Annotated in this window: 18 protein-coding genes; 13 read left to right on the plus strand and 5 right to left on the minus strand. The window is 65.5% G+C overall.

Annotated features, from left to right (window positions below; translation table 11 throughout):
* Positions 1-167 precede the first annotated feature (167 nt).
* Positions 168-1,472 (minus strand): ATP-binding protein, encoded by a 1,305-nt coding sequence (locus VHP37_15290; protein ID HEX2827716.1) that lies wholly within the window; start codon positions 1,470-1,472, stop codon positions 168-170.
* A gap of 666 nt (positions 1,473-2,138) precedes the next feature.
* Here VHP37_15290 and VHP37_15295 point away from each other — a divergent pair.
* The gene (locus VHP37_15295) at positions 2,139-2,333 is read left to right on the plus strand and encodes a hypothetical protein (protein ID HEX2827717.1); all 195 of its coding nucleotides are present in this window, start codon (positions 2,139-2,141) and stop codon (positions 2,331-2,333) included.
* A 65-nt stretch (positions 2,334-2,398) separates the two neighbouring features.
* On the opposite strand, the gene VHP37_15300 is transcribed toward VHP37_15295, so the two are convergent.
* Entirely contained in the window at positions 2,399-2,983 is a 585-nt protein-coding gene (locus tag VHP37_15300) for a hypothetical protein (GenBank protein HEX2827718.1), read from the minus strand.
* A gap of 478 nt (positions 2,984-3,461) precedes the next feature.
* Positions 3,462-4,454, minus strand: a complete 993-nt coding sequence (locus tag VHP37_15305; GenBank protein HEX2827719.1) for a cytochrome D1 domain-containing protein — start codon at positions 4,452-4,454, stop codon at positions 3,462-3,464.
* Positions 4,455-4,529: 75 nt separating this feature from the next.
* Between VHP37_15305 and VHP37_15310 the strand changes: the two genes are divergently transcribed.
* From VHP37_15310 to VHP37_15340, 7 genes are all read left to right on the plus strand, one after another.
* Positions 4,530-5,180 (plus strand): dihydrofolate reductase family protein, encoded by a 651-nt coding sequence (locus tag VHP37_15310; GenBank protein ID HEX2827720.1) that lies wholly within the window; start codon positions 4,530-4,532, stop codon positions 5,178-5,180.
* Between the two features lie 9 nt (positions 5,181-5,189).
* The gene (locus VHP37_15315) at positions 5,190-6,428 is read left to right on the plus strand and encodes an erythromycin esterase family protein (GenBank protein ID HEX2827721.1); all 1,239 of its coding nucleotides are present in this window, start codon (positions 5,190-5,192) and stop codon (positions 6,426-6,428) included.
* 148 nt (positions 6,429-6,576) lie between these two features.
* Positions 6,577-7,542, plus strand: coding sequence for a tripartite tricarboxylate transporter substrate binding protein (locus VHP37_15320; GenBank protein HEX2827722.1), 966 nt, complete (start codon positions 6,577-6,579; stop codon positions 7,540-7,542).
* Between the two features lie 39 nt (positions 7,543-7,581).
* Complete coding sequence (locus tag VHP37_15325) at positions 7,582-8,547, plus strand: tripartite tricarboxylate transporter substrate binding protein (protein HEX2827723.1); 966 nt, start codon at positions 7,582-7,584, stop codon at positions 8,545-8,547.
* Positions 8,548-8,657: 110 nt separating this feature from the next.
* Positions 8,658-9,626 (plus strand): tripartite tricarboxylate transporter substrate binding protein, encoded by a 969-nt coding sequence (locus tag VHP37_15330; GenBank protein HEX2827724.1) that lies wholly within the window; start codon positions 8,658-8,660, stop codon positions 9,624-9,626.
* A 48-nt stretch (positions 9,627-9,674) separates the two neighbouring features.
* Complete coding sequence (locus tag VHP37_15335; protein HEX2827725.1) at positions 9,675-10,643, plus strand: tripartite tricarboxylate transporter substrate binding protein; 969 nt, start codon at positions 9,675-9,677, stop codon at positions 10,641-10,643.
* 65 nt (positions 10,644-10,708) lie between these two features.
* Positions 10,709-11,917 (plus strand): PLP-dependent aminotransferase family protein, encoded by a 1,209-nt coding sequence (locus tag VHP37_15340; GenBank protein ID HEX2827726.1) that lies wholly within the window; start codon positions 10,709-10,711, stop codon positions 11,915-11,917.
* On the opposite strand, the gene VHP37_15345 is transcribed toward VHP37_15340, so the two are convergent.
* A complete protein-coding gene (locus VHP37_15345) occupies positions 11,914-13,221 on the minus strand; it encodes a hypothetical protein (GenBank protein ID HEX2827727.1) in 1,308 nt (435 codons plus the stop codon). The two genes, VHP37_15340 and VHP37_15345, sit on opposite strands and share 4 nt — an antisense overlap.
* Positions 13,222-13,411: 190 nt before the next feature.
* Here VHP37_15345 and VHP37_15350 point away from each other — a divergent pair, with 190 nt between their 5' ends.
* The 5 genes from VHP37_15350 (at position 13,412) to VHP37_15370 (ending at position 19,900) form a co-directional block, all read left to right on the plus strand.
* Complete coding sequence (locus VHP37_15350) at positions 13,412-15,124, plus strand: amidohydrolase family protein (GenBank protein ID HEX2827728.1); 1,713 nt, start codon at positions 13,412-13,414, stop codon at positions 15,122-15,124.
* A 310-nt stretch (positions 15,125-15,434) separates the two neighbouring features.
* Complete coding sequence (locus VHP37_15355; protein HEX2827729.1) at positions 15,435-15,737, plus strand: Rieske (2Fe-2S) protein; 303 nt, start codon at positions 15,435-15,437, stop codon at positions 15,735-15,737.
* Between the two features lie 63 nt (positions 15,738-15,800).
* The gene (locus VHP37_15360) at positions 15,801-17,516 is read left to right on the plus strand and encodes a PQQ-dependent dehydrogenase, methanol/ethanol family (GenBank protein HEX2827730.1); all 1,716 of its coding nucleotides are present in this window, start codon (positions 15,801-15,803) and stop codon (positions 17,514-17,516) included.
* An 18-nt stretch (positions 17,517-17,534) separates the two neighbouring features.
* The gene (locus tag VHP37_15365; GenBank protein HEX2827731.1) at positions 17,535-18,338 is read left to right on the plus strand and encodes an aldolase/citrate lyase family protein; all 804 of its coding nucleotides are present in this window, start codon (positions 17,535-17,537) and stop codon (positions 18,336-18,338) included.
* Positions 18,339-18,346: 8 nt separating this feature from the next.
* A complete protein-coding gene (locus VHP37_15370; GenBank protein HEX2827732.1) occupies positions 18,347-19,900 on the plus strand; it encodes a DHA2 family efflux MFS transporter permease subunit in 1,554 nt (517 codons plus the stop codon).
* A 47-nt stretch (positions 19,901-19,947) separates the two neighbouring features.
* On the opposite strand, the gene VHP37_15375 is transcribed toward VHP37_15370, so the two are convergent.
* Complete coding sequence (locus VHP37_15375) at positions 19,948-20,979, minus strand: pyridoxal-phosphate dependent enzyme (protein ID HEX2827733.1); 1,032 nt, start codon at positions 20,977-20,979, stop codon at positions 19,948-19,950.
* Positions 20,980-21,002 lie beyond the last annotated feature (23 nt).

Raw genomic sequence — 21,002 nt, forward strand, 5'->3', positions numbered from 1 at the left:
TACGGGCACTTTCGGTAACAATCGCATCCGCGCGCGCTATGACTTGATTGGCGCTTGTCTTGGCATCGATCAGGAATGCCAAATATTCCTGGTGCGCGGCGTCGAGAATCGCGTGCTCAGGCGCTGTCGGCGTGCCTTCAGGATGCTCGAAATAGGCGTCGATCGTACTACGCAGCGCAATCGCGCCCTCTTTGACGCTTCGGACGCGATCTTGCCACGTCTGGACAACCGCCTCCGCCGCGTCGAAGCTCTTGCCTTGGTCGAGAAGCTGCCGATCCTCGTCCGAGAGCCCCATGAGCCCGGCGCGCAGGGCATCCCGCCTGCTGCGTCAGCGATTGCTCTTCCAGTTGGTGATTCTGCAAGGCTTGGGTCAGTGATCGCTGCCGCAGGCGAGCGGCATAAGCGCTTCGCACCGCGTCGGCGCGTTCCCGCGCCTCCTGCGCGGTTCGCGCGAGATCGGCTTGGATCGGCACGGTGATAAACCGCACCAACTCATCGATGCGCACGCTCACGTTGCTAAGTTGTTTTTGGCTATATGCCTGGATCGGCAGCAGCGCACGCACGTCGTGCTCGGTACATGGTTGCATGTCGGCACCAGCGATCTTCATCAATAGCGTGCCATCTTGGCTGCTTCGGCGAACAATATGCGATACCCCGTTTACTTCGAAAGCGACTTGTACTGAGGCATTGAGTGGTTTTAGCGTTTGCTCGACCAAGCGCGCGCGACGGGCCTGATAGTTCGGCGTGTCCTCATCAGAAATGGTTGGCGGCTGATCACACAAGGCCCACCGCAGGTATTCGAGGATGGTCGACTTCCCGGTGCCCCGGCCGCCAATTAGCGCGTTGTATTGGGGGTTGAGTTCGAGATCGAAGGGCCCCAAAAAGGCGCTGTTGCTGACGCTGATGCTGCTGATCACCACGGCGGGCAGCTTCGGTGCCGCCTGCATGATTCGGGATTCTTGCGCGAGGCACGCTTGTCGCAACGCCTCCGCGCTTGGGATCGCCCACTTTATCCACGTCGTCCATTTCCCGAGCAAGCGATGATCCGCGAAGCGGTTATCCGACGTTTGGAAGCACGCGATACGTTTGTTGCCCCACTCCTTCACCGTCCCGGCAACGATCGCGGCATTACCTCTGCCGAGCTTGTTTATATCGCCATCGACATAGCCGCCGACGCACGGCATCTCGACGTATTTTTGAGCAAGGCCTTTGCGCAGCAGCGAGAACTGGCCGCTTTCCCCGACATTTGGCAGGATGATGTAACGGCCCTTCAAATAGGCATGCTTATCGAGGGTCGCCTTTAGCTCGCGCAAGGATTGGATGTTCAGCCGCTGAATTTCGGCAGTGCGTTCCTTATCGTGCGCGCTTGGTGTAATCGCCAACGCCGTCATCGCCAGCGAAAATAGATCCTCAGGGAATTCGGCGTCAAAGAGGATCAAGGCTTGGCAAGGAACCGCCAGGGTCAGCTCCATTGCTGGAAACACCACGAGCCTTTCATGCGCCTGCAGCGGTGCCCCGTTGGGATCGGTTTCTTCCTCAGCCGCCCGGCGCACGTACGACACAAAGAGCATGTCGTGGTGATCCGTGATCGCGATACCGTTGATACCGCGTGCTCGACACGCGCCCACGAGCTCTGTCGCGTAGGATCTACGCTCGTCCTCCGTGATGCAGGTTGCCCCGGTCCACTGGAGGTCCCGTGGCGTGTGAACCTGCAGGTCGCAGCAATGGAAGTGTGCGCCTTTATCCATGAGCATCGACCATAGCTATCATCCTCTCGTCTTTCAGACGCGGTAAGGCTGCGTTGTCGAAGCGATGTATATGACGTCTACTCAGCAAAACGGGCAGGGTCATGCCAGCTGCGAGTTATTCGCCACTCGCGCCGGTATTACACCAGCATGACAACACCGTCTACTGTTTTCGCGAATCGCATAGCTTGCGATGGACAAGTCGCGCGCCGCTCAGACCGTTGGCGCCACGGCGTCGATGCGCTCCGCACATAGCCATTAAAAGTCGGCGCCACTGCGTCCGAGTCGGGTCGGAAGTTCGCGTTTGCCCGATCGAGAAGCTGCCGTGCGAATTGATTCACGGGTGAACGGCAGGTAACCCATTCATTGCAGACCGGAACGAGGCACGGCCGAATGGCAGCACTGGCCGAAAAGCGGAAGCTCGGCCTGACGCCCGATGTACTTCTGCCTCTGGCCGGAGGCCGCTATCGTCATCTGCGATTTTCTAAACAGCTTCGGCTGCCTCAGATGGCGCTGCTCGACGTCTCGCAACCTTCGGCGTCTTTCCTTTATGCCCCAGTGGCGACCGAACGACTCCGGCGCGCGTAATCTGAGTCTGATCCCGGACGCCGCGGTTGATGAGTGCGGCGCGGTGAGGTGCGCAGCGCTTTCAGTTACTTAGCCGCAGCCCGCGCGACATCGATTTGGGACTTTGCCTTAGCGATGAGATCCTTCAAGTCTCGAAGATCAGACAGCTTGAAGAATGCGGTCGTTCTGCCGATCCTTCCGCTTGAAATTGCCACGCGAATTTCTTCTCCACGGCTCGACGAAAATGTGGTGATCGCGAAATCCCCCCTCGTGCGGTACTGCGCCTCGAACTCATTCATCGTCGTAACGCTCTTGTCAATTTTTGCGATGTAATCAATACCGCGGATCAGCGAATCGATCTCGTCGCTATCGATATATGAGGTGCTCTCCCGTTCCGAGCGGCCGACTTCTTTGACTGCAATCGTGATTCCATACTCGCGATTTCTGGGATTACTTGCGTCGCGGAATTCGCGTGAGTCGATTGTCACACGACCGGTTCCGATCAGAATCCCCAAGCTCGAATAACCCTTAATCACCACGACACCAGTTCGCGCGGAAAATGCCTCGAGCTTCGTCGTTGGCTGCGCTTTAGCCGGGTCAGGTACGTCTTGCGCGAATGCAGCACCGTATATGAGCGGGATAGCGCTTAAAGCAGCGATGCATTTATTCATTCCCTCTCCCTGATTCGGCGATTGCTAGCGGAACGATAGCTGATCGCGACGCCGCAGCTCTAAGCGCGTCTGAGCTCAGCCTTACCGCGACGCGCCATGGTAGTAGAAAGACGGAGCCTGTCATACTGGAAGTTCTGCCCCTGGCCGACTGCAGCACTTGACGCCGGTCAACGTCATTGCGGCAACGCCACGCGCTGTGCCGTGCACGTCACGGAAGCCCCTGTGGAGCGCCGAGAAGCGCAGACGCGGACGGGGTTGTCGCCGAGCACTGTCGAGCCCTTTAACGTCAGATGGATCCCGGATCGCGTGCGCTCCCGCGCACAGGTCCGGGACGACGCGACTTGCATCGCGTCGGTTTGCGCAGGCGCCCGCCGCGGCGAGCATCGCAGGGAACCGGGGCGAGCGGGACGTGCACGACATAGCAGCGCCTATCGTCGACGACGCCGCTCGCCAAGCGAACCGTCAGGCAGCGCGCGCGTCAGCGCCCGTAACCGATGCCGTCCGGGTCGAGACCGACGTCGATGCTCTGCACCAGCTTGCGCCCGGGCACGTCGATCACCGCGACCTGGTTCGCACCGGACAGCGCGAAGTAGCCGCGGCGCCCGTCGGGCGAGAACACGATGCCCTGCGGGCGTTTGCCGACGCTCACGTTGGCGACGACTTTACGCGTCTTCGCGTCGATGACCGTGAGCTTGTCGTCGCGCACGTGCGAGACCCACACGTCCTTCCCGTCCGGCGTGAAGCGCACGCGCTGCGGCTGCGCGCCGCCCGAGTCGAGGGTCTCCACCACTTCGTCTTTCGACGTCGAGATGATCGCGAGCTTGTTGTCGACCGGCATGCCGACCCAGACCTCGGCGCCGTCGGGCGAGATCGTGATCGCTTCGGCGCCCTTGCCGATCGGTATCACTTTCGCCGCGCCGCTCGCGCGATCGATCGCGGTCACGCTGCCGGACACGGTGTTGGAGACGTAGAACTTCTTCTCGTCCGGCGTGACGACGACGAGGTGGGCGCGCTCCTGCCGGGTCATCCACTGGTTCAAGATCTTGCCGGTCGCCGCGTCGATCTCCAGCAGCGACTGCGGCGTCTCCGACGTGACCCACAGGTGCCTGCCGTCGCGGCTGATGACCGAGCCGTGCTGGCCGGTGTTCGTGCCGTAGTCGTACGTCGCCTTCACCGTGCGCCCGGCGAGATCGATCACCGTGATCGTGTTGCCGGCTTTCTGGCACATCGTGTCGCCGGCCGGGCACGGATTGTTGTAGCGGCCGAAGTTGGAGACGTACGCGGTGCGCCCGTCCGGGCTCGTGATGAGTTCGTGCGGGCCGCGGCCCACCGGCAGCTTGGCGAGCGTCTTGCCGGAGTCGGGATCGATCAGCGTAGCGGTGTGCTCGGACTTGTTGAGGACGACCAGAGTTGCGGCGGGTGCGGAAGCGAAACTTGCGAGCATGAGAACGGCGGCGGCGATGCGTTTCATGTTGGCCTCCTTCGGAAGCGCGCCTGCGTGCGGTGCGCTCGCATAGAATAATCCCGTTCATTTGCGAGGCCCATCATGTCCAGAGTGCGCGTCCAGAGCTTCGGCGTATCGATCGACGGTTACGGCGCCGGCGCCGATCAGAGCCTGCAGAACCCGCTCGGCGTCCGCGGCATCGAGCTGATGCAGTGGTTTCTCCCGACACGCGTGTGGCAGCGCATGCAAGGTAACGAGGACGGCGAGACCGGCGTCGACAACACCATGGCCGAGCAGGGCTTCGAGAACATGGGCGCGTGGATCCTCGGGCGCAACATGTTCGGCCCGGTGCGAGGCCCGTGGCCCGACGAGAGCTGGAAAGGCTGGTGGGGCGAGGAGCCGCCTTATCACGTCCCGGTCTTCGTCCTGACGCACTATCCGCGCGCGCCGCTTGCGATGAAAGGCGGCACCACGTTCCATTTCGTCACCGGCGGCATCCATGCAGCGCTCGAGCAGGCCAAAGCCGCGGCGGGCGGACGCGACGTGCGCATCGGCGGGGGCGTCTCGACCGTACGCCAGTTCCTTCAGGCGCGTCTGATCGACGCATTACACCTCGCGATCCGCCCGGTGCTGCTCGGGGCGGGCGAAAAGCTCTTCGACGGCCTCGACCTGCGCGCCCTGGGCTACGAATGCGGCGAATACAAGCAGGGCGAGCGAGCGATGCACGTGGTGTTGCGCAAGACGGGGGGATGAGGTGAGGAGGTGGAACCTCATTCACACGCAGTAGCGTGCGCGCTCTTCGCGCTGCTCGCGCTCGTCCCGGGTGCCGCGGCGCACGGCGCGCTGCCCGGCGTCACCGAGCTCAGGACGGCGCCCGAGAAGATCGCCGACGTCGTGCTCGACAAGCTCGTCGGTGCGCGCGTCGCAGCGGCGGACGTCGTCGCGCTCGGCGAGACGGTGCACGGCTCGTCCGGGCTCCTGAGAGCGCAGGCGCGCTTCATCCGCTATCTCGTCGAGAAGCACGGCTTTCGCCTCATCGTGTGGGAGAACCCGACCCTGAGGAGCGTCGAGCTCGCGCGCTGGGTCGATTCGTGCAGGAAAGCGAAGAGCCCGCCGCCGCTCGACGTGCTGTACATGCCTACGCCTTCGGATGCGCCGCTCTTCGAATGGATCTGCGACTTCAATCTCGCGCGGCCGGCCGACGCCATCGTCTTTCGCGGCATGGATATCTGGGACCGGCCGTGGGCGCACTACGCGATCGTGAAAGACGCGGCGGCGCTGTGCCCTGCGTATCGCTCGAAATCGTGGAAAGAGGTGGACGAGGTCACCGCCCAGGTCCAGCCGAACGGCACGATGTTTCCCGCTTCGGAGTACGAAGCCTGCCGCGCCGCGCTGGCGAAGGTGATGGACGCCGCAAGACAATCGCGCGATCACGAGCTAGCGCTGTCGGCGTCGACGCTGCTCGGCTGGCTCGGCTTCCATCACGACCAGTGGTCGGACGACGTGCGCTCCTGGAACGCACGCGACGCGGCGCAAGCCCGGAATCTCGAGATCATCATGGAGAAGCACGCCGCGAAGCGCGCGATCCTTTCCGCGCACACCAGCCATGTCTCGCACAACCGCTCGCGCGCCGACTGGTGGGGCTACGGCGATCTGAAGTCGGGCGTGTACTTCTTCGAGGCCGCGACGAAGAGGACAGTCTTCAATGTCGCGTTCACCGCTTACGAGGCGAGCGGGACGCAGGGACCGTGGTCGCTGCCGACCGCGCGCAACTCGATGGACAGAAAACTGCAAGAGGCAGGCCACGCGTTCGCATTCGTGCCCGCCGATGCGCCTTTCCTCGCCGAGCACCCGCGCTGGTGGATGCAGAACCAGAACTACCCCGGACCGTACGAGAGCGGCGTCGAGATCGTGCCTGCCGATCACTTCGACGCCTTCGTCTTCTTCGGCCGCTCGCACCTCGACCGCGCGCTTCCCGCCCGGCCGATGTGGCAGCCTTGATCCGGGGCTTTTCGCGGTGCGTTACGGCTGGCGCCTGACGCACCCTACACCCTTCACCCTTCACCCTTCACGATTGAGCAGGTAAGCTGGCAACCACAAGAGACTGATCCGCCGAGTTTGTGCTTCACCCCTTCTGAGGAGAAACGGCATGAGCACGATTCGAGCAATCAGCGCGTGGTTCGGTCTCTTCGTCCTTGCCTGCGGCGCGGCGTGGGCGCAGCCGTATCCTTCCAAGCCGGTCCGCGTCGTCATCGTCTTCCCGCCCGGCGGGGCCACCGACGTCGTGGGGCGCATCGTTTTCCAGAAGGTCGGCGAGCAGCTCAATCAGCAGTTCATCATGGACAACCGAGTCGGCGCAGGGGGAACCATAGGCGCGGCGAACGTCGCCAAGAGCCCCGCTGACGGCTACACCCTGATGGTGTACTCGACGACGCTGCTCGCGAACGCGCACCTCTACCGCAAGCTGCCCTACGACGCGCTCAAGGACTTCGTCGGCCTGACACCGGTCGCGCGGCTCGTCGCCGCGCTCACCGTGCATCCGTCGATGCCCGTGAAAACGGTGAAAGACCTGATCGCGCTCGCCAAGGCGCACCCCGGTCAGATCAGCTACGGCTCGGCGGGCGTGGGCGCGCTCCAGCACCTGTCGACGAGCCTGTTCACGCAGATGACCCACATCAACATGGTGCACGTCCCGTACAAGGGCGGCGGCCCGGCCGCGATCGCCGCCGCCGCGGGCGAGATCCAGGTTCTGCTGACGCCGGCCTCGGAGGTCATGGCGTACATCCAGAGCAAGCGCGTGCGCCCCATCGCGGTGTCTTCGAGCACGCGCATCTCGCAGCTTCCCGACCTGCCGACGATCGCCGAGACCGTGCCGGGCTACGAGCTGACCTCGTGGATGGGCACCTTCGCGCCGGCGGGTACGCCGCAGCCGATTCTCGAGAAGCTCAATCTCGAGCTCAAGAAAGCGGTCGCCGATCCCGCGGTCGCGCAGAATCTCTCTTCGCAGACGCTCGACCCGATGTACCTCACGCTCGACGAGTACGCGAAGCTGCTCAAGGCCGATTACGACAAGTTCGGCAGGATCATCAAGATCTCCGGCGCGCGTCTCGACTGATTCGCCGGTTTTCCCGCTGTCCAATCGATACGAGGAGGCATGAGCATGCTACGTGCGTTGTCGCAGGTGCTTCTCTTCATGATCGCGTGCGCCGCAGCCTGGGCGCAGCAGCCTTATCCCTCGAAACCGGTGCGCGTGGTCATCGTCTTCCCGCCGGGCGGCGCGACCGACATCGTCGGGCGCATCGTGTTCCAGAAAGTCGGCGAGCAGATGAATCAGCAATTCGTGATCGACAACCGCGCGGGCGCCGGCGGAACGATCGGCGCAACGATGGTCGCGAAGAGCCCGCCGGACGGTTACACCCTGATGGTGTACTCGGCGACGCTCGTCGCGAACGCGCACCTCTACCGCAAGCTGCCGTACGACGCGCTGAAGGATTTCACCGGCATCACGACGGTGTCGAGGCTGGTGGGCCTGCTCACCGTGCATCCGTCGATGCCGGTGCACACCGTGCCGGACCTGATCGCGCTCGCGAAAAAGCGTCCCGGCGACATCAGTTACGGCTCGGCCGGCGTCGGCGCGTTCCAGCACCTGTCGACGAGCTATTTCACCCAGATGGCGAACATCAGGATGGTCCACGTGCCGTTCAAGGGCGGCGCGCCGGCTTCGGCGTCGCTGGCCGCGGGCGAGATACAGCTCATCCTGACGCCGGTGTCCGAAGTGCTGCCGCACATCCAGTCGCACCGCGTGCGTCCGATCGCGGTGTCTTCGGACAAGCGCATCACGCAAATGCCCGAGATACCGACGATCGGCGAGACGGTGAAAGGTTACGAATTCACCTCGTGGTTCGGCACCTTCGTCCCGGCAGGGACGGCGCGACCGATCATCGACCGGCTCAATGCGGAGATCCATAAGGCCCTCGCCGATCCTGCGGTCCTGTCCAACCTCAACGCGCAGGTGCTGGATCCGATGTACCTCACCGCCGACGACTTCGCGAAGAAGCTCAAGGCGGAATACGACAAGTACGAGCGCGTCGTGAAGGACTCGGGGGCGCGGCTGGATTAGCGCTTTTGTAAGCTCCCGTGTCTCCTCCCGGTCTTATGTCGCGCGGTGCCGTTTGCCGCGCGACATAAGCTGCACCCGTTGCTGATCATCAGACTCCGAGGAGACGCGAGATGAAAGATCGAGCCGTTGCCGTTGCACTGACCGCATTCGTCGCAGCCTTCAACCCTTTAACGGCCGCCGCGCAGCAGCCGGACAAGCCGGTGCGTATCTTGGTGCCTTTCGCGCCGGGCGGCGGCACCGACATCCAGGCGCGGGTGCTCTCGACCGCGTTCAACAAGAGCACCGGCCTCAACTACGTCGTCGACAACCGCACCGGCGCCGGCGGCCTGATCGCCGCGCAGCTCGTCGTGGATTCCCCGCCGGACGGCAACACGATACTCTTCACCTCGGGCAGCATATCCGTCGTCGTCACGCTCTACGCCAAACGCATGACCTTCGATCTCGAACGCGACCTGATGCCGATCAGCTGGATCTCGTCGACACCGCTGGTGCTGACGGTGCATCCGAGCGTGCCTGCGAAGTCGGTCAAGGAGCTCGTCGCGCTCGCGAAGCAGCGCCCCGGCGTCTTCAACGTCGCGGGCAACACCGCGGGCAGCACCAGTCACCTGACCGCCGAGATGCTCAACCAGGTCGCGGGCCTGAAGACCACGGTGCTCAACTATCGCGGCGGCGGACCGGCGGTGCTGGCGCTCGTCTCGGGCGAGGCCGACTACATCTTCGCGACCGCACCGTCGATCATGCCGTTCCTCAAGCAGGGCCGCGCGCGGGCGCTCGCGGTGACGACGCCCAAGCGCTCGTCCGCGCTGCCCGACCTGCCGACGATGAACTCGATCTATCCGGGCTTCGAGTCGGACAACTGGTACGCCATGTTCTTCCCGAAAGGAACGCCCAAGGCTACCGTCGACAAGATGAACGCCGAGATCCGCAAGGCGCTCCAGACGCAGGAAGTCAAAACGTTCATGCCGCGCGAAGCGCTCGACCCGGTCGGCAGCAGCCCCGAAGAGCTGGCGGCGCTGCTGAAGCGCGAGATTCCGAAGTACGCGAAAGTGATCAAGTTCGCCCACGTGCGACTCGATTAGCAGTGCCGCGCCATCCGGCGTGCGTCCAACAACAGGAGGAGTAACTCGGTGAAGGCTCGCATCACACGCTGCATCCTGATCTCGGCTCTTTTCATCTTCACGGGCGCCGCCGCCGCCGCGGATTACCCGTCCAAGCCCGGACGGCTGATACTGCCGTTCGGCGCGGGCGGGTCGACCGACGTCATCGGGCGCATCTTCGCGCAGGCGTTCAGCGAAGCGTGGGGGCAGACGCTCGTCGTCGACAACCGCGCAGGCGCCGCCGGCATCCTCGGCACCGACATCGCGGCGCACTCCCCGCCGGACGGCTACACGATCCTCACCTACGGCATCAACCAGGCGATCACGCCGTGGCTCCACAAGAAGCTGCCGTACGACCACCTGCGCGACTTCACCCCGATCTCGCTCTACGCGACGATGCCCAACATCCTGTGCGTCACGAACTCGCTGCCGGCCAAGAACGTGGCGGAGTTCATCAAGCTCATGAAGGCGAGCCCGGGCAAGTACAAGTTCGCCTCATCGGGTGTCGGCGCGTCGCCGCATCTGACGATGGAGTACCTCAAGTCGGCCGCCGGCATCGACTTGATCCACGTGCCTTACAAGAACTCTTCGCAGGGTTATGCCGACACCATCAGCGGCGAGATCCAGGCGTTCTTCTTCAACCTGCCCGGACCGCTGCCGCACGTGAAGGCCGGACGCCTGCGCGCGCTCGCGGTGACTTCGGCCAAGCGCGCACCGCAGGTGCCCGACCTGCCGACGATGATGGAAGCCGGCGTTCCCGGTTTCGAAGTGACCGTGTGGCAGGGTTACGCCGTCACCAAAGCCACGCCGAAGCCGTTCGTGCAGAAGATCCACGCCGCGATGATGAAAGCGCTCGCGGTGCCGGAAGTGCAGAAGAAGTTCTTCGACGCCGGCGTCGCCGCGGCGCCGCAACAGCCCGCCGAATTCGTCAGGTTCATCGAGATGGAAACGGCGAAGTGGAAGAAGGTCGTTGCGGCCTCGGGCGCGAAGATCGAGTAATACGCCGGCACGTGCAAGAATAAGGACGCCGCTCGCCACGAAGCGGCGCACCCGAAAGGAAGGCGATGGACTCCGCACGTTTCGATTTCGCGCCGCTGCTGCCGGCGGGATTACCCCCCGCCGCCGCGCGCTGGACCGGCCGCGTCAAGTTCGATTTCACCGGCGGCAACAACGATCCCGACCGCCTGCCGCTCGAAGGCTTGATCGACGCGGCGAACGCGGTGCTGAAGCGCGAGGGCCGCACGCTCTCGACCTACGGCCTGAACAGCGGGCCGCAGGGTTACCGGCCGCTGCGCGAATTCCTCACGGGCAAGCTCAAGGCCGACGCCGCGATCGATTGCGTGCCCGAGGACATCCTCATCACGTCCGGCTCGCTGCAGGCGCTCGATCTGGTCAACGCGACGCTGCTCGAAAAAGGCGACACGGTCCTCATCGAGGAAGACTGCTACCAGGGCTCGATCAACCGCCTGCTGCGCCTCGGCGTCACGCCGATCGGCATCCCCCTCGACCAGCACGGCATGCGCATGGATGCGCTCGCCAGCGCGCTCGAGGACCTGAAGAGCAAAGGCGCGAAGCCGAAGTACATCTACACCATACCGACCGTGCAGAACCCGACCGCGACCATCCTGCCGGTCGAGCGCCGCCAGGAGATGCTGCGCCTCGCGCAAGCGCACGGCGTGCCGATCTTCGAGGACGACTGCTACGCCGACCTGGTGTGGTCGGGACAGCGCCCGCCCGCGATCTACGCGATGAGCGATCGCGGCGGCGTCATCTACATCGGCTCGTTCTCGAAGTCGATCGCCCCGGCGCTGCGCGTGGGTTACATCGTCGCGCCGTGGGACGTGATGAAGCACACCCTCGCGCTCAAGACCGACGGGGGCTCGGGCGCGCTGGAGCAGATGGTGCTCGGGGAGTATTGCGCGAGGAACTTCGCGAAGCACGTCCCCGAGCTGCGCCGCGGCCTGCGCGCGAAGCTCGAGACGCTGATGGAGTCGCTGCGCGAGCACTTCGGCGACGCCGCCGAGTTCTCCGATGCCCAGGGCGGCATCTTCCTGTGGGTGAAGCTCCCCGACGGCGTCGACGCGATGAAGCTCTACGAACACGCGCTGGCCGCGGGCGTGGCGATCAATCCCGGGCCACAGTGGTCGGTCAACAAGGCGCACGCGGCGAGCCGGCTGCGGCTATGTTTCGCGAGCCCCTCGCACGAGGAGATCCATCAGGGCGTCGCGAAGCTCGCCGAAGTGTGCCGGCGCGAGTTCGGCGTGAACGCCTAGCGCCACGCCAGCGCGGCGTGCACGTCGCCGCGCTTCGACTCCGCGCGGCGCGGTGCGCTCGGCATGACCGGGGCCTTGTACAGCGTGACGATCGCCCGTTCGATCTCGTGGCGCAGCGCCATGACCGGCGCGATCGGCAACTGCGTGCAGAACCGCGCGTGCTCCAGCGTGTCGGTGTCCAGGGGATCGGCGATCGCGACGTAGAGCTGCGCGTCCATCCAGCACAGCGGCAGCATCCGGTATTGCCGGGCCGAGCGCTCGGGCATGAAGTCCAGCATCGAGCGGTCGACCTGGAACCTGTCGAGGTCGACAATCGGGATGCCGAGCTGCTCGCAGACGACCTGTCTCAGGTGCGCCTCCGACACGAAGCCGAGCGCGGTCAGCACCTGCCCGAGGTGCAGGCTCGAGCGCGCGCGCTGCACGTGCAGGGCACGATCGAGCTGTTCCCGGGAGAGGAGTCGCAGCTCCACCAGTCGTGCACCGAGCTTGCTCATCGCGGCGTCGCGCATGCGTGACACGCGCGCGCGCAGCTGCTCGGGCGAGGCCGCTCTCTCGACCACCGCCGGCTGCAGCACGGGGCGGTGCGCGGCGTGCATGCGGCTCTGCACCGGGCGCGCGCCTGAAGCGTAGGCTCCGCGGTTCTGGTTGGCGTGCGGCGGCGCCGCGCGCGGCGGCTGTGGATCGCGAGCGGCTTCGGCATCGCGCGGCGCGAGCGCCGGCGCGGGGCGCGATGCCGCGCCGCGCGTGCGGCCGTAGGCGATCGCGCCGTAGTAGTACAGATTGCCGATGGCTTCAAACACCTGCTGGCGCAGCGCCATCACCGGCATCACGGTCATGCGCGCACAGAAGCGCGCGGCCTCCAGCGCCTGGAGGTCGAGCGGGTCGGACATCGCGACGAACAGCCGCCCGTCGATGCGGCACAGCGGAAGCATGCCGTGACGCCTGGCGCATTGCTCGGGCAGCAGGGGAAGGACCGCATTGCGGTCGATCGGAAAGCTCTCGAGATCGACGAGGGGGATGCCGAGTTGCTCGCAGACCACCTGCGCAAGGTGAGCCTCGGACACGAAACCCAGATCGACGAGCAGGTGCCCGAGCCGCACGCCGGACACCGCCGATTGAAGCTGCAAGGCATGCTCGAGCTGTTCGGGCGTGATCAGCTCGAGCTCGACCAGCCGCGCGCCGAGCTTGCGGATCGCCGCCGCGTTGATGCTGTGCACGCGCTCGCGCAATTCGTCGGGCGAGCCCACCGCGTCGACGACCACCGAGCGCAAAGCGCGATATCGATTGAGCTGTGCCTGGGGCATGTCTTCTCCTCTCTTATTATCTGTCGCTGCCGTACGAGGCGCATGATCGGTTTTACTACACAGTAACCATAAGATGTCAAGCAGTCCGCATTCCGGACCGTGGTCTCTGCGGACGCGCGCGAGTAAGCTTGATGGTCCGCTACGAAAACCACGGCGGGGTAAACCCCGCCCAACGATGGGAGAACCGCACATGTACGATCTCGTGATCCGTAACGGCACCGTCGTCGATGGAACGGGCTTACCGTCGTATCGCGCCGACGTCGCGGTGAAGGACGGCCGCATCGCCTCGATCGGCCGCATCCGCGAAAAAGGCAAGGAGGAGATCGACGCCACGGGCCATGTGGTCACGCCGGGCTTCATCGACGGCCACACCCACATGGACGCGCAGGTCTTCTGGGATCCCATCGGAAGCTGCTCGTGCTGGCACGGCGTGACGACGACCGTCATGGGCAACTGCGGGTTCAGCCTCGCGCCCGGCTCCGCCGAGCAGAGCGACATGGTCCTCTCCAACATCATCCGCGCCGAGGACATCTCGCCCGAGGCGATCGGCGCCGCGGTGAAGTGGAGCTGGACGACGTTCCGCGAATACATGGACGTCGTCGACAAGCTGCCCAAGGCGATCAACTACGCCGCGCAGATCGGGCACTCGGCGCTGCGCACCTACGTCATGGGCGAGCGCGCGTTCTCGCAAGCCGCGACGCACGACGACCTCGGCGCGATGGAAGCCGAGCTGCTCGACGCGATGGATGCTGGCGCGATCGGCTTCACGAGCTCGCTCTCTACGGGACATCGGCTCCCCGATCCCGACGGCCGCCCGGTGGCGTCCAACCACGGCACGTGGGAAGAGCTCTCGCAGCTCGTATGCGCGGTCGGCACGACCGGACGCGGCATCTTCGAGTACGCGCGCGAGCGCGAGTCGCGCTCGAAGGATCCCGCGGTGCGCAAGCAGTACAACGACCGTCTGCGCGATCTCGCGGTGAAGAGCGGCGTGCCGATCACCTTCGGCATTCCCGCCGGCAGCCCCGGCACGCGGGACGCCCTGAATCTCCTCGACGACACCGCCAGGGCCGGCGGACGCATGTTCGGCCAGACCCACACGCGCGGCATCTCGCACATGCTGTCGTTCAAGGGACGGCTGCAGTTCGACGACTTCGAGGAGTGGGCGAAGATCCGCGAGCTGTCCATCGAAGAGCAGCGCAAGGCGTTCAAGGATCCGGAGACGCGCAAGCGCCTCATCGAAGCGACCCGGAGCGGCAAGTACCGCACCGGCGGCGGCGAGCCTCGCGCGCCGCAGTACGACAACATGTACGTCTTCAAGAGCGCGGTGTCCAGGAACCCGACCGTCGCGGATCTTGCAAAGCAAAGCGGCAAGGACCCGGTCGAGGTGATGATGGACCTCGCGCTCGAGTCCGACTTCAACCAGCTCTTCATGCAGTTCGACGAAGCGACGGTGCCCAAGAACGACACCGAGGCGCTGGCGACGCTCAAGCACCCGCGCACCGTGATGACCTTCTCCGATTCGGGCGCGCACGTCTCGCTCATCATGGATTCGTCGATCCACACGCACCTGCTCGCCTACTGGGTGCGCGAGCGCGGCGAGTTCACGCTCGAGGAAGGCGTGAAGATGATCACGCTGACACCCGCGGTCGCGTGGGGCTTCAAGGACCGCGGTCTGGTGCGCCAGGGCGCGATCGCCGATCTCAACGTCTTCGATCCGGCGACCATCGCGCCCGAGATCCCGACGATCGAGCACGACCTGCCGACCGGCGCGCGCCGTCTCAAGCAGAAGTCCAAAGGCATCAGGGCGACGGTGATCGCCGGCAAGATCGCGTTCAGGGACGGCGAGCATACCGGCTCGCTCCAGGGCAAGCTCCTGAGATCCACCGCCGCCGGCGTGCAGTAACAAATTGGGGTCAGGTCCGAATTTCGGAAATCCGGACCTGACCCCAATAAACGCCATGTGTCCGTGCTCGCGACGGGACGTGCTCAGGGCCGCGCTTGCGTTGAGTCTCGCGCCGTCTCTCGCGTCGGCACAGTCCGCCGATCCGCGTAACGCTAGCCCGCAACCCGGCGATCGCCTGGTTCATTCCACCGGACCGAACAAGGGCAAGCCCATAGCGTCCGGCGACCTTCCGCTCGGCGGGCCGCACATCACCGCATACGCGCAGCATCGCGACTCGAACGTTATCCGCGACGGATCGCGTTTGAACGAAGTGCTGCTCCTGCGGCTCGATCCCCAGGACCTGAGCGCGGCCGCGCGCGCGAACGCGCCGGAAGGCTATCTCGCTTTCACCGCCATCTGCACCCACGGCGGCTGCAGCGACTGGGCGTGGGACAAGGACAGGAAGATGTTGAAGTGTCCGTGTCACGACTCGCAGTTCGACCCGAAGGACGACGCGCGCGTGGTCGACGGCCCCGCGACGCGCCGGCTCCCGCGCTTGCCGGTGAAAGTCGAGAATGACGCGCTGGTCGTCGCGGGAACGTTCGTGGGAAGGGTCGGCGCGGACTTAACCTAACTGCTCGGGGTCGGACCCCGGCTTCTTGGGGTCTGACCCCGGTTCGATCCGGGGGGATCCGACATGCATCGCCACACCATCGCAGCTTGCCTCGCTCTCTTCACCGGCATCGCCGCAGCACAAGCCGCAACGACATACTCGCCGGTCACCGAAGACCGCCTCCTCAAACCCGAGCCGCAGAACTGGCTGCACTACCGCGGCAACTTCGAAGGCTGGGGCTACAGCCCGCTCGAGCAGATCACCGCGCGCAACGTGCGCCGGCTCCAGCCGGTGTGGACGCTCTCCACCGGCACGGTCGAAGGCCACCAGGCGCCGCCGTTCGTCAACAACGGCATGATGTTCGTCTCCACGCCCGGCAACCAGGTGCTGGCGCTGGACGCGAAGACCGGCGACCTCATCTGGCGCTACAAGCGCGACCTTCCCGAAGACGTCGTGCAGTGGCATCCGACGAACCGCGGCGTCGCGCTGTACGAAGACAAGGTGTATCTCGCCACGCTCGACGCGTTCGTCGTCGCGCTCGACGCGAAGACCGGAAAAGTGCTGTGGGAGAGCCGCGTCGACGATTACAAGCGCGCTTATTACTTCACGCTCGCGCCGCTCGTCGCCAAGGGCAAGGTGATGGTCGGCACCTCGGGCGGCGAGTTCGGCATCCGCGGTTACGTCGCGGCGCTCGACGCGCAGACCGGCAAGGAAGTCTGGCGCACCTACACGATCCCCGCGCCGGGCGAGCCCGGCGCCGACACGTGGAAGCGCGAAGACCAGTGGAAGACCGGCGGCGGCTCGGTGTGGATCACCGGCCACTACGATCCCAAGCTCAACCTCGCGTACTGGGGCACCGGCAATCCAGGCCCATGGATCGGCGACATGCGGCCCGGCGACAGCCTGTACACCGCGTCGGTCATCGCGCTCGACGTCGACAACGGCAAGATGCGCGCGTATCACCAGTACACGCCGAACGAAAGCTGGGACTGGGACGAAGTCTCGACGCTGCTCCTCATCGAATACAAGCGCAACGGCCGCAGCATCAACGGTCTCGTGCACCCCGGCCGCAACGGCTATCTGTGGCTGCTGGAGCGCCAGCAGGATGCGATCCGCTTCGTCGACGCCAAGCCTTTCGTGAAGCAGGAAGTGTTCACCGCCATCGACCCGAAGACCGGACGCCCGAGCTGGGACGAATCGAAGAAGCCCGGCATGGGGCGCTCGGTCACCTTCTGTCCGTCGCACTGGGGCGGCAAGGACTGGCCGCCGGCGGCATGGAACCCCAAGACGCGGCTGCTCTACGTCCCCGCGCAGGAGAACCTCTGCGCGACCCTGAAAGGCGAGGACAAGCCGCCGACCTACGAGCCGGGCAAGCGCTTCGTCGGCACCGACGCCAACGCGACGCGCGTCTTCAGGCGCGAAGGCGCGAAGCACATCGGCGAGCTCCAGGCGTGGGACCTCGACACCGGGAAGAAGGTGTGGACCTTCGAGTACCCGCACGTCAACTGGGGCCCGGTGCTCACCACCGGCGGCGGGCTCGTCTTCGCCGGCGGATCGAGCGACCGCATGTTCCGCGCCTTCGACGCCACCAACGGCAAGGTGCTGTGGGAGTTCAAGGCGAACTCGGGCATCACCGCCGTGCCGATTTCGTATATGGTCGACGGTGTGCAGTACATTGCGGTGCACGCGGGCTGGGGCGTCGACGCGCAGAAGATGATCACGCGCCTGGACCAGACCATGAAGACGAGCACCTTCGTCCCGCAGGGCGGGGTGATCTGGGTGTTCGCGGTTAAAGACTGAAAACCGAAGGAAGAGGACATGCGATTCAACAGGCTCAAGAAACTCTGGCGCGAAGGCAAACCCGCGGTCGGCGGCTGGTGCTCGATCCCGCACGCGAGCACCGCCGAGTTCATGGCGCACACCGGGCTCGACTGGCTGTGTGTGGACATGCAGCACGGCATGATCGATTACTCCGACGCGGTCAACATGCTGACCGCGATCTCGACGACCGACGTGACGCCGATCGTGCGCGTGCCGTGGAACGAGCCGGCGATGATCATGAAGGTGCTCGACGCGGGCGCTTACGGCGTCATCGTGCCGATGGTGAGCAACCGCGCCGACGCCGAGCGCGCGGTGGCCGCGTGCCGCTATCCGCCGGCGGGCATGCGCAGCAACGGCCCCAACCGCGTGCTGCTCTACGCGGGCACCGACTACCAGAAGCACGCCAACGAAGAAGTGGCGTGCGTGGTGATGGTCGAGACCGCCGAAGGCATCGAGAAGCTCGAGGAGATCGCGAGCACGCCCGGCGTGGACGCGATCTACATCGGACCGACCGATCTCGCGCTCGCGCTCGGCCTGCCGCCGGTGATGGACAACGACGAGCCGAAGCACGTCGAGACGGTCAACCGCATCCTCGACGCGTGCAAGCGCCACGGCAAGATCGCCGGCATCCACACCGCCTCGTCCAAGTTCACGCAGCGCTACATCGACCAGGGCTTCAGGATGGTGATGCTCGGCACCGACCGCGCGGCGATGGTGAACTTCATGAAAGCGGAAGTCGGACGGCTCACCGGCTGGACGCCGATGAAGCCGGTCGGCGGCCCCGACAGAGGCGGCTACTGACGCGCCGCATGTCGGCGCCCGTCGAGACCTCCGAGGTCCTGTTCGCCCGTTACGGACCGCGGTACCGTATCTACGTGACCGTGGTCGCGCTGCTCGGCACGATCTCGGCCATCCTCACCACGACCACGGTCAATGTCGCGCTGCCCGACATCATGGGCTCATTCGGCATCGGCCAGGATCGCGTGCAGTGGATCTCCACCGGCAATCTCGCCGGCACCACCATCGGCCAGCTCCTGAGCGCGTGGCTGATCGACCGCTTCGGGCAACGCAGGACGTTCGTCGTCGGGCTGTGCGTGTTCGTGGTCGCGCTGTTCGTCGCGGCGTTGAGCCCCAACGAGATCGCGCTCGCCGGCGCGCGCGTGATCCAGGGCCTGATGGCCGGGATCCTCCAGTCGCTCACGATGTACACGCTGTTCAGCGTGTTCCCGCCCGAAAAGCGCGGCATGGCGATGGGTTTCTTCAGCATCAGCGTCATCCTGGGCCCAGCCATCGGCCCGACGCTCGGGGGCTTGCTGATCGAGGCGTTCGACTGGCGCGCGATCTTCTACCTGTCGCTGCCGTTCAGCGTGCTCGGCATCCTCTTCGGCAGCCTGTTGATGCCCGAGCGCGAGCCGGGCTCGCGGCGTCCGGGTTTCGACTGGCTCGGCTTCGTCCTGCTGTGCATGACCATGTCGTCGCTGCTGACCGCGCTGTCGAGCGGCCAGCGCGAAGGCTGGGACTCGCGCTTCATCATCGAGCTGCTCGGCGTCGCCGCGGTCGCGGGAACGGCGTTCCTCGCGTGGGAGCTCAAGGTCGCGCAGCCGCTGGTGAACCTGCGCGTGCTCGGCACCGGCCAGTTCGCGGCGGCGGCATGTGTCGCGTGCGTGTTCGGCATCGGCCAGTTCGGCACGACGTATCTGATCCCGCTCTTCGTGCAGACCATACAGGGGCTCACGCCGCTCGACGCGGGATTGATGCTGGCGCCGGGCGCATTGCTGCTCGGGCTCTTCATGCCGCTCGGCGGCTATCTCTGCGACCGTCTGCCGGCGCGCAGCCTGCTCGTCACCGGGCTCACGGCGTTCGCCGCATCGACGTGGTGGATGCGTGACGTCGACGTCAACACATCGTACTTGGGCCTGCTCGTATGCGTAGTGGTCAGCCGCGTCGGGCAGGCGCTGATCAATCCGACGCTCTCCGCCACCGCGATGCGCTCGCTGCACACCACGCTGCTCCGGCAGGGTGCGGGCATGATCAACTTCTTCCGGCAGCTCGGCGGCGCGTTCGGCGTGTGCATACTGTCGCTGTCGCTCGACCGGCACACCGCCTTCTACGCAAGCGAGCTCACGAGCGTGGAGACGCCGGGCAACACCGCGACGGCCGAGCTCCTGCACAAGCTCGAAAGCGTGCTTCAGCTCGCAGGCGCGCCGCCGGAGCTGCAATCCGCCGGCGCCCTGCACTTCCTCGGCGACGTGGTGTACGCCCAGGCGTCGACGCTCGCGTTTCGCGACTGCTTCGTGATCGTGGCGGCGATCTTCGTGGTGTCGCTGGTCCCGGCGTGGCTCGTCGGCCGCAAGCGCCGTTAAATGGGGTCAGGTCCACATTTCGACTCGAAATGTGGACCTGACCCCGATTAGCCTGGCGTCGAGCGCGAGATCGCGAGCTCTTCCTCGGTCATGTCCGCGGGCACGTTGGCGAAGAGCGGCGTGCTGAGGTAGCGCTCGCCGGTGTCCGGCAGCATGCACAGGATGGTGGAGCCCTCGGCCGCTTCGCTCGCCACGCGCAGCGCGCCCGCGAAGGTCGCGCCGGCGGTGATGCCGACGAATATCCCTTCCTTGCGCGCGAGCTCGGCGCTGCAGCGCATCGCTTCGGCGGCGGGCACCGCGACGATGCGATGGATCGTTCCGCTCGCCACCGCGTCGGCGGTGAGCTTCGGGATGAAATCGGGCGTCCAGCCCTGCATCGGGTGCGGCTTGAACGCCGGGTGCGGCGCGGCGGGCGAGCCGTCCGCATTGCGCTGCTGCGCGACCTCGCTCGCGAGCAGCGGCGCGTCTTCGGGCTCGCACACGACGATCTTGGTCTCCGGCCGTTCCCTGGCGAGCACGCGCGCGACGCCCTTGAGCGTGCCGCCGGTGCCGTAGCCGGTCACCCAGTAGTCGAGACGCTCGCCTTTGAAGTCGTCGACGATCTCGCGCGCCGTCGTGCGCGAGTGCATGTCGGCGTTGGCTTCGTTCTCGAACTGGCGCGTGAGAAACCAGCCGTGCGCCTCCGCAAGCTCGATCGCCTTGTTCACCATGCCGACCGCACGGCCCGCCGCGGGTGTCAGCACGACTCGCGCGCCGAGAAAGCGCATGAGCTTGCGCCGCTCGACGCTGAACTGCTCGGCCATCGTGACGACCAGCGGATAGCCTTTCGCCGCGCACACCATCGCGAGCCCGATGCCGGTGTTGCCGCTCGTCGCCTCGATCACGGTCTGGCCGGGCTTCAACGCGCCGGCACGCTCCGCGGCTTCGATGACGCCGAGCGCGAGCCGGTCCTTCACCGAGCCCAGCGGATTGAACGCTTCGACCTTCGCGTACAGGTTGACGCCCGCCGGAGCGAGCCGGTTGATCCTGACCACCGGCGTGTTGCCGACGGTCTCGAGTATGCTCGCGAACCTCGCCATCGCTGCCTCCTCCGGTCGTGACG

It is taken from the genome of Burkholderiales bacterium (assembly GCA_036262035.1).
GTDB lineage: Bacteria > Pseudomonadota > Gammaproteobacteria > Burkholderiales > SG8-41 > JAQGMV01.

Excerpts from the sequence above, each read along its gene's own strand:
- VHP37_15365 (HEX2827731.1), top strand. The coding sequence starts at position 17,535 with ATGCGATTCAACAGGCTCAAGAAACTCTGGCGCGAAGGCAAACCCGCG.
- VHP37_15330 (HEX2827724.1), top strand. The coding sequence starts at position 8,658 with ATGAAAGATCGAGCCGTTGCCGTTGCACTGACCGCATTCGTCGCAGCC.
- VHP37_15320 (HEX2827722.1), top strand. The coding sequence starts at position 6,577 with ATGAGCACGATTCGAGCAATCAGCGCGTGGTTCGGTCTCTTCGTCCTT.
- VHP37_15300 (HEX2827718.1), bottom strand. The coding sequence starts at position 2,983 with ATGAATAAATGCATCGCTGCTTTAAGCGCTATCCCGCTCATATACGGT.
- VHP37_15350 (HEX2827728.1), top strand. The coding sequence starts at position 13,412 with ATGTACGATCTCGTGATCCGTAACGGCACCGTCGTCGATGGAACGGGC.
- VHP37_15290 (HEX2827716.1), bottom strand. The coding sequence starts at position 1,472 with ATGGAGCTGACCCTGGCGGTTCCTTGCCAAGCCTTGATCCTCTTTGAC.
- VHP37_15310 (HEX2827720.1), top strand. The coding sequence starts at position 4,530 with ATGTCCAGAGTGCGCGTCCAGAGCTTCGGCGTATCGATCGACGGTTAC.
- VHP37_15375 (HEX2827733.1), bottom strand. The coding sequence starts at position 20,979 with ATGGCGAGGTTCGCGAGCATACTCGAGACCGTCGGCAACACGCCGGTG.
- VHP37_15295 (HEX2827717.1), top strand. The coding sequence starts at position 2,139 with ATGGCAGCACTGGCCGAAAAGCGGAAGCTCGGCCTGACGCCCGATGTA.
- VHP37_15340 (HEX2827726.1), top strand. The coding sequence starts at position 10,709 with ATGGACTCCGCACGTTTCGATTTCGCGCCGCTGCTGCCGGCGGGATTA.
- VHP37_15305 (HEX2827719.1), bottom strand. The coding sequence starts at position 4,454 with ATGAAACGCATCGCCGCCGCCGTTCTCATGCTCGCAAGTTTCGCTTCC.
- VHP37_15325 (HEX2827723.1), top strand. The coding sequence starts at position 7,582 with ATGAGCATGCTACGTGCGTTGTCGCAGGTGCTTCTCTTCATGATCGCG.
- VHP37_15370 (HEX2827732.1), top strand. The coding sequence starts at position 18,347 with ATGTCGGCGCCCGTCGAGACCTCCGAGGTCCTGTTCGCCCGTTACGGA.
- VHP37_15345 (HEX2827727.1), bottom strand. The coding sequence starts at position 13,221 with ATGCCCCAGGCACAGCTCAATCGATATCGCGCTTTGCGCTCGGTGGTC.
- VHP37_15360 (HEX2827730.1), top strand. The coding sequence starts at position 15,801 with ATGCATCGCCACACCATCGCAGCTTGCCTCGCTCTCTTCACCGGCATC.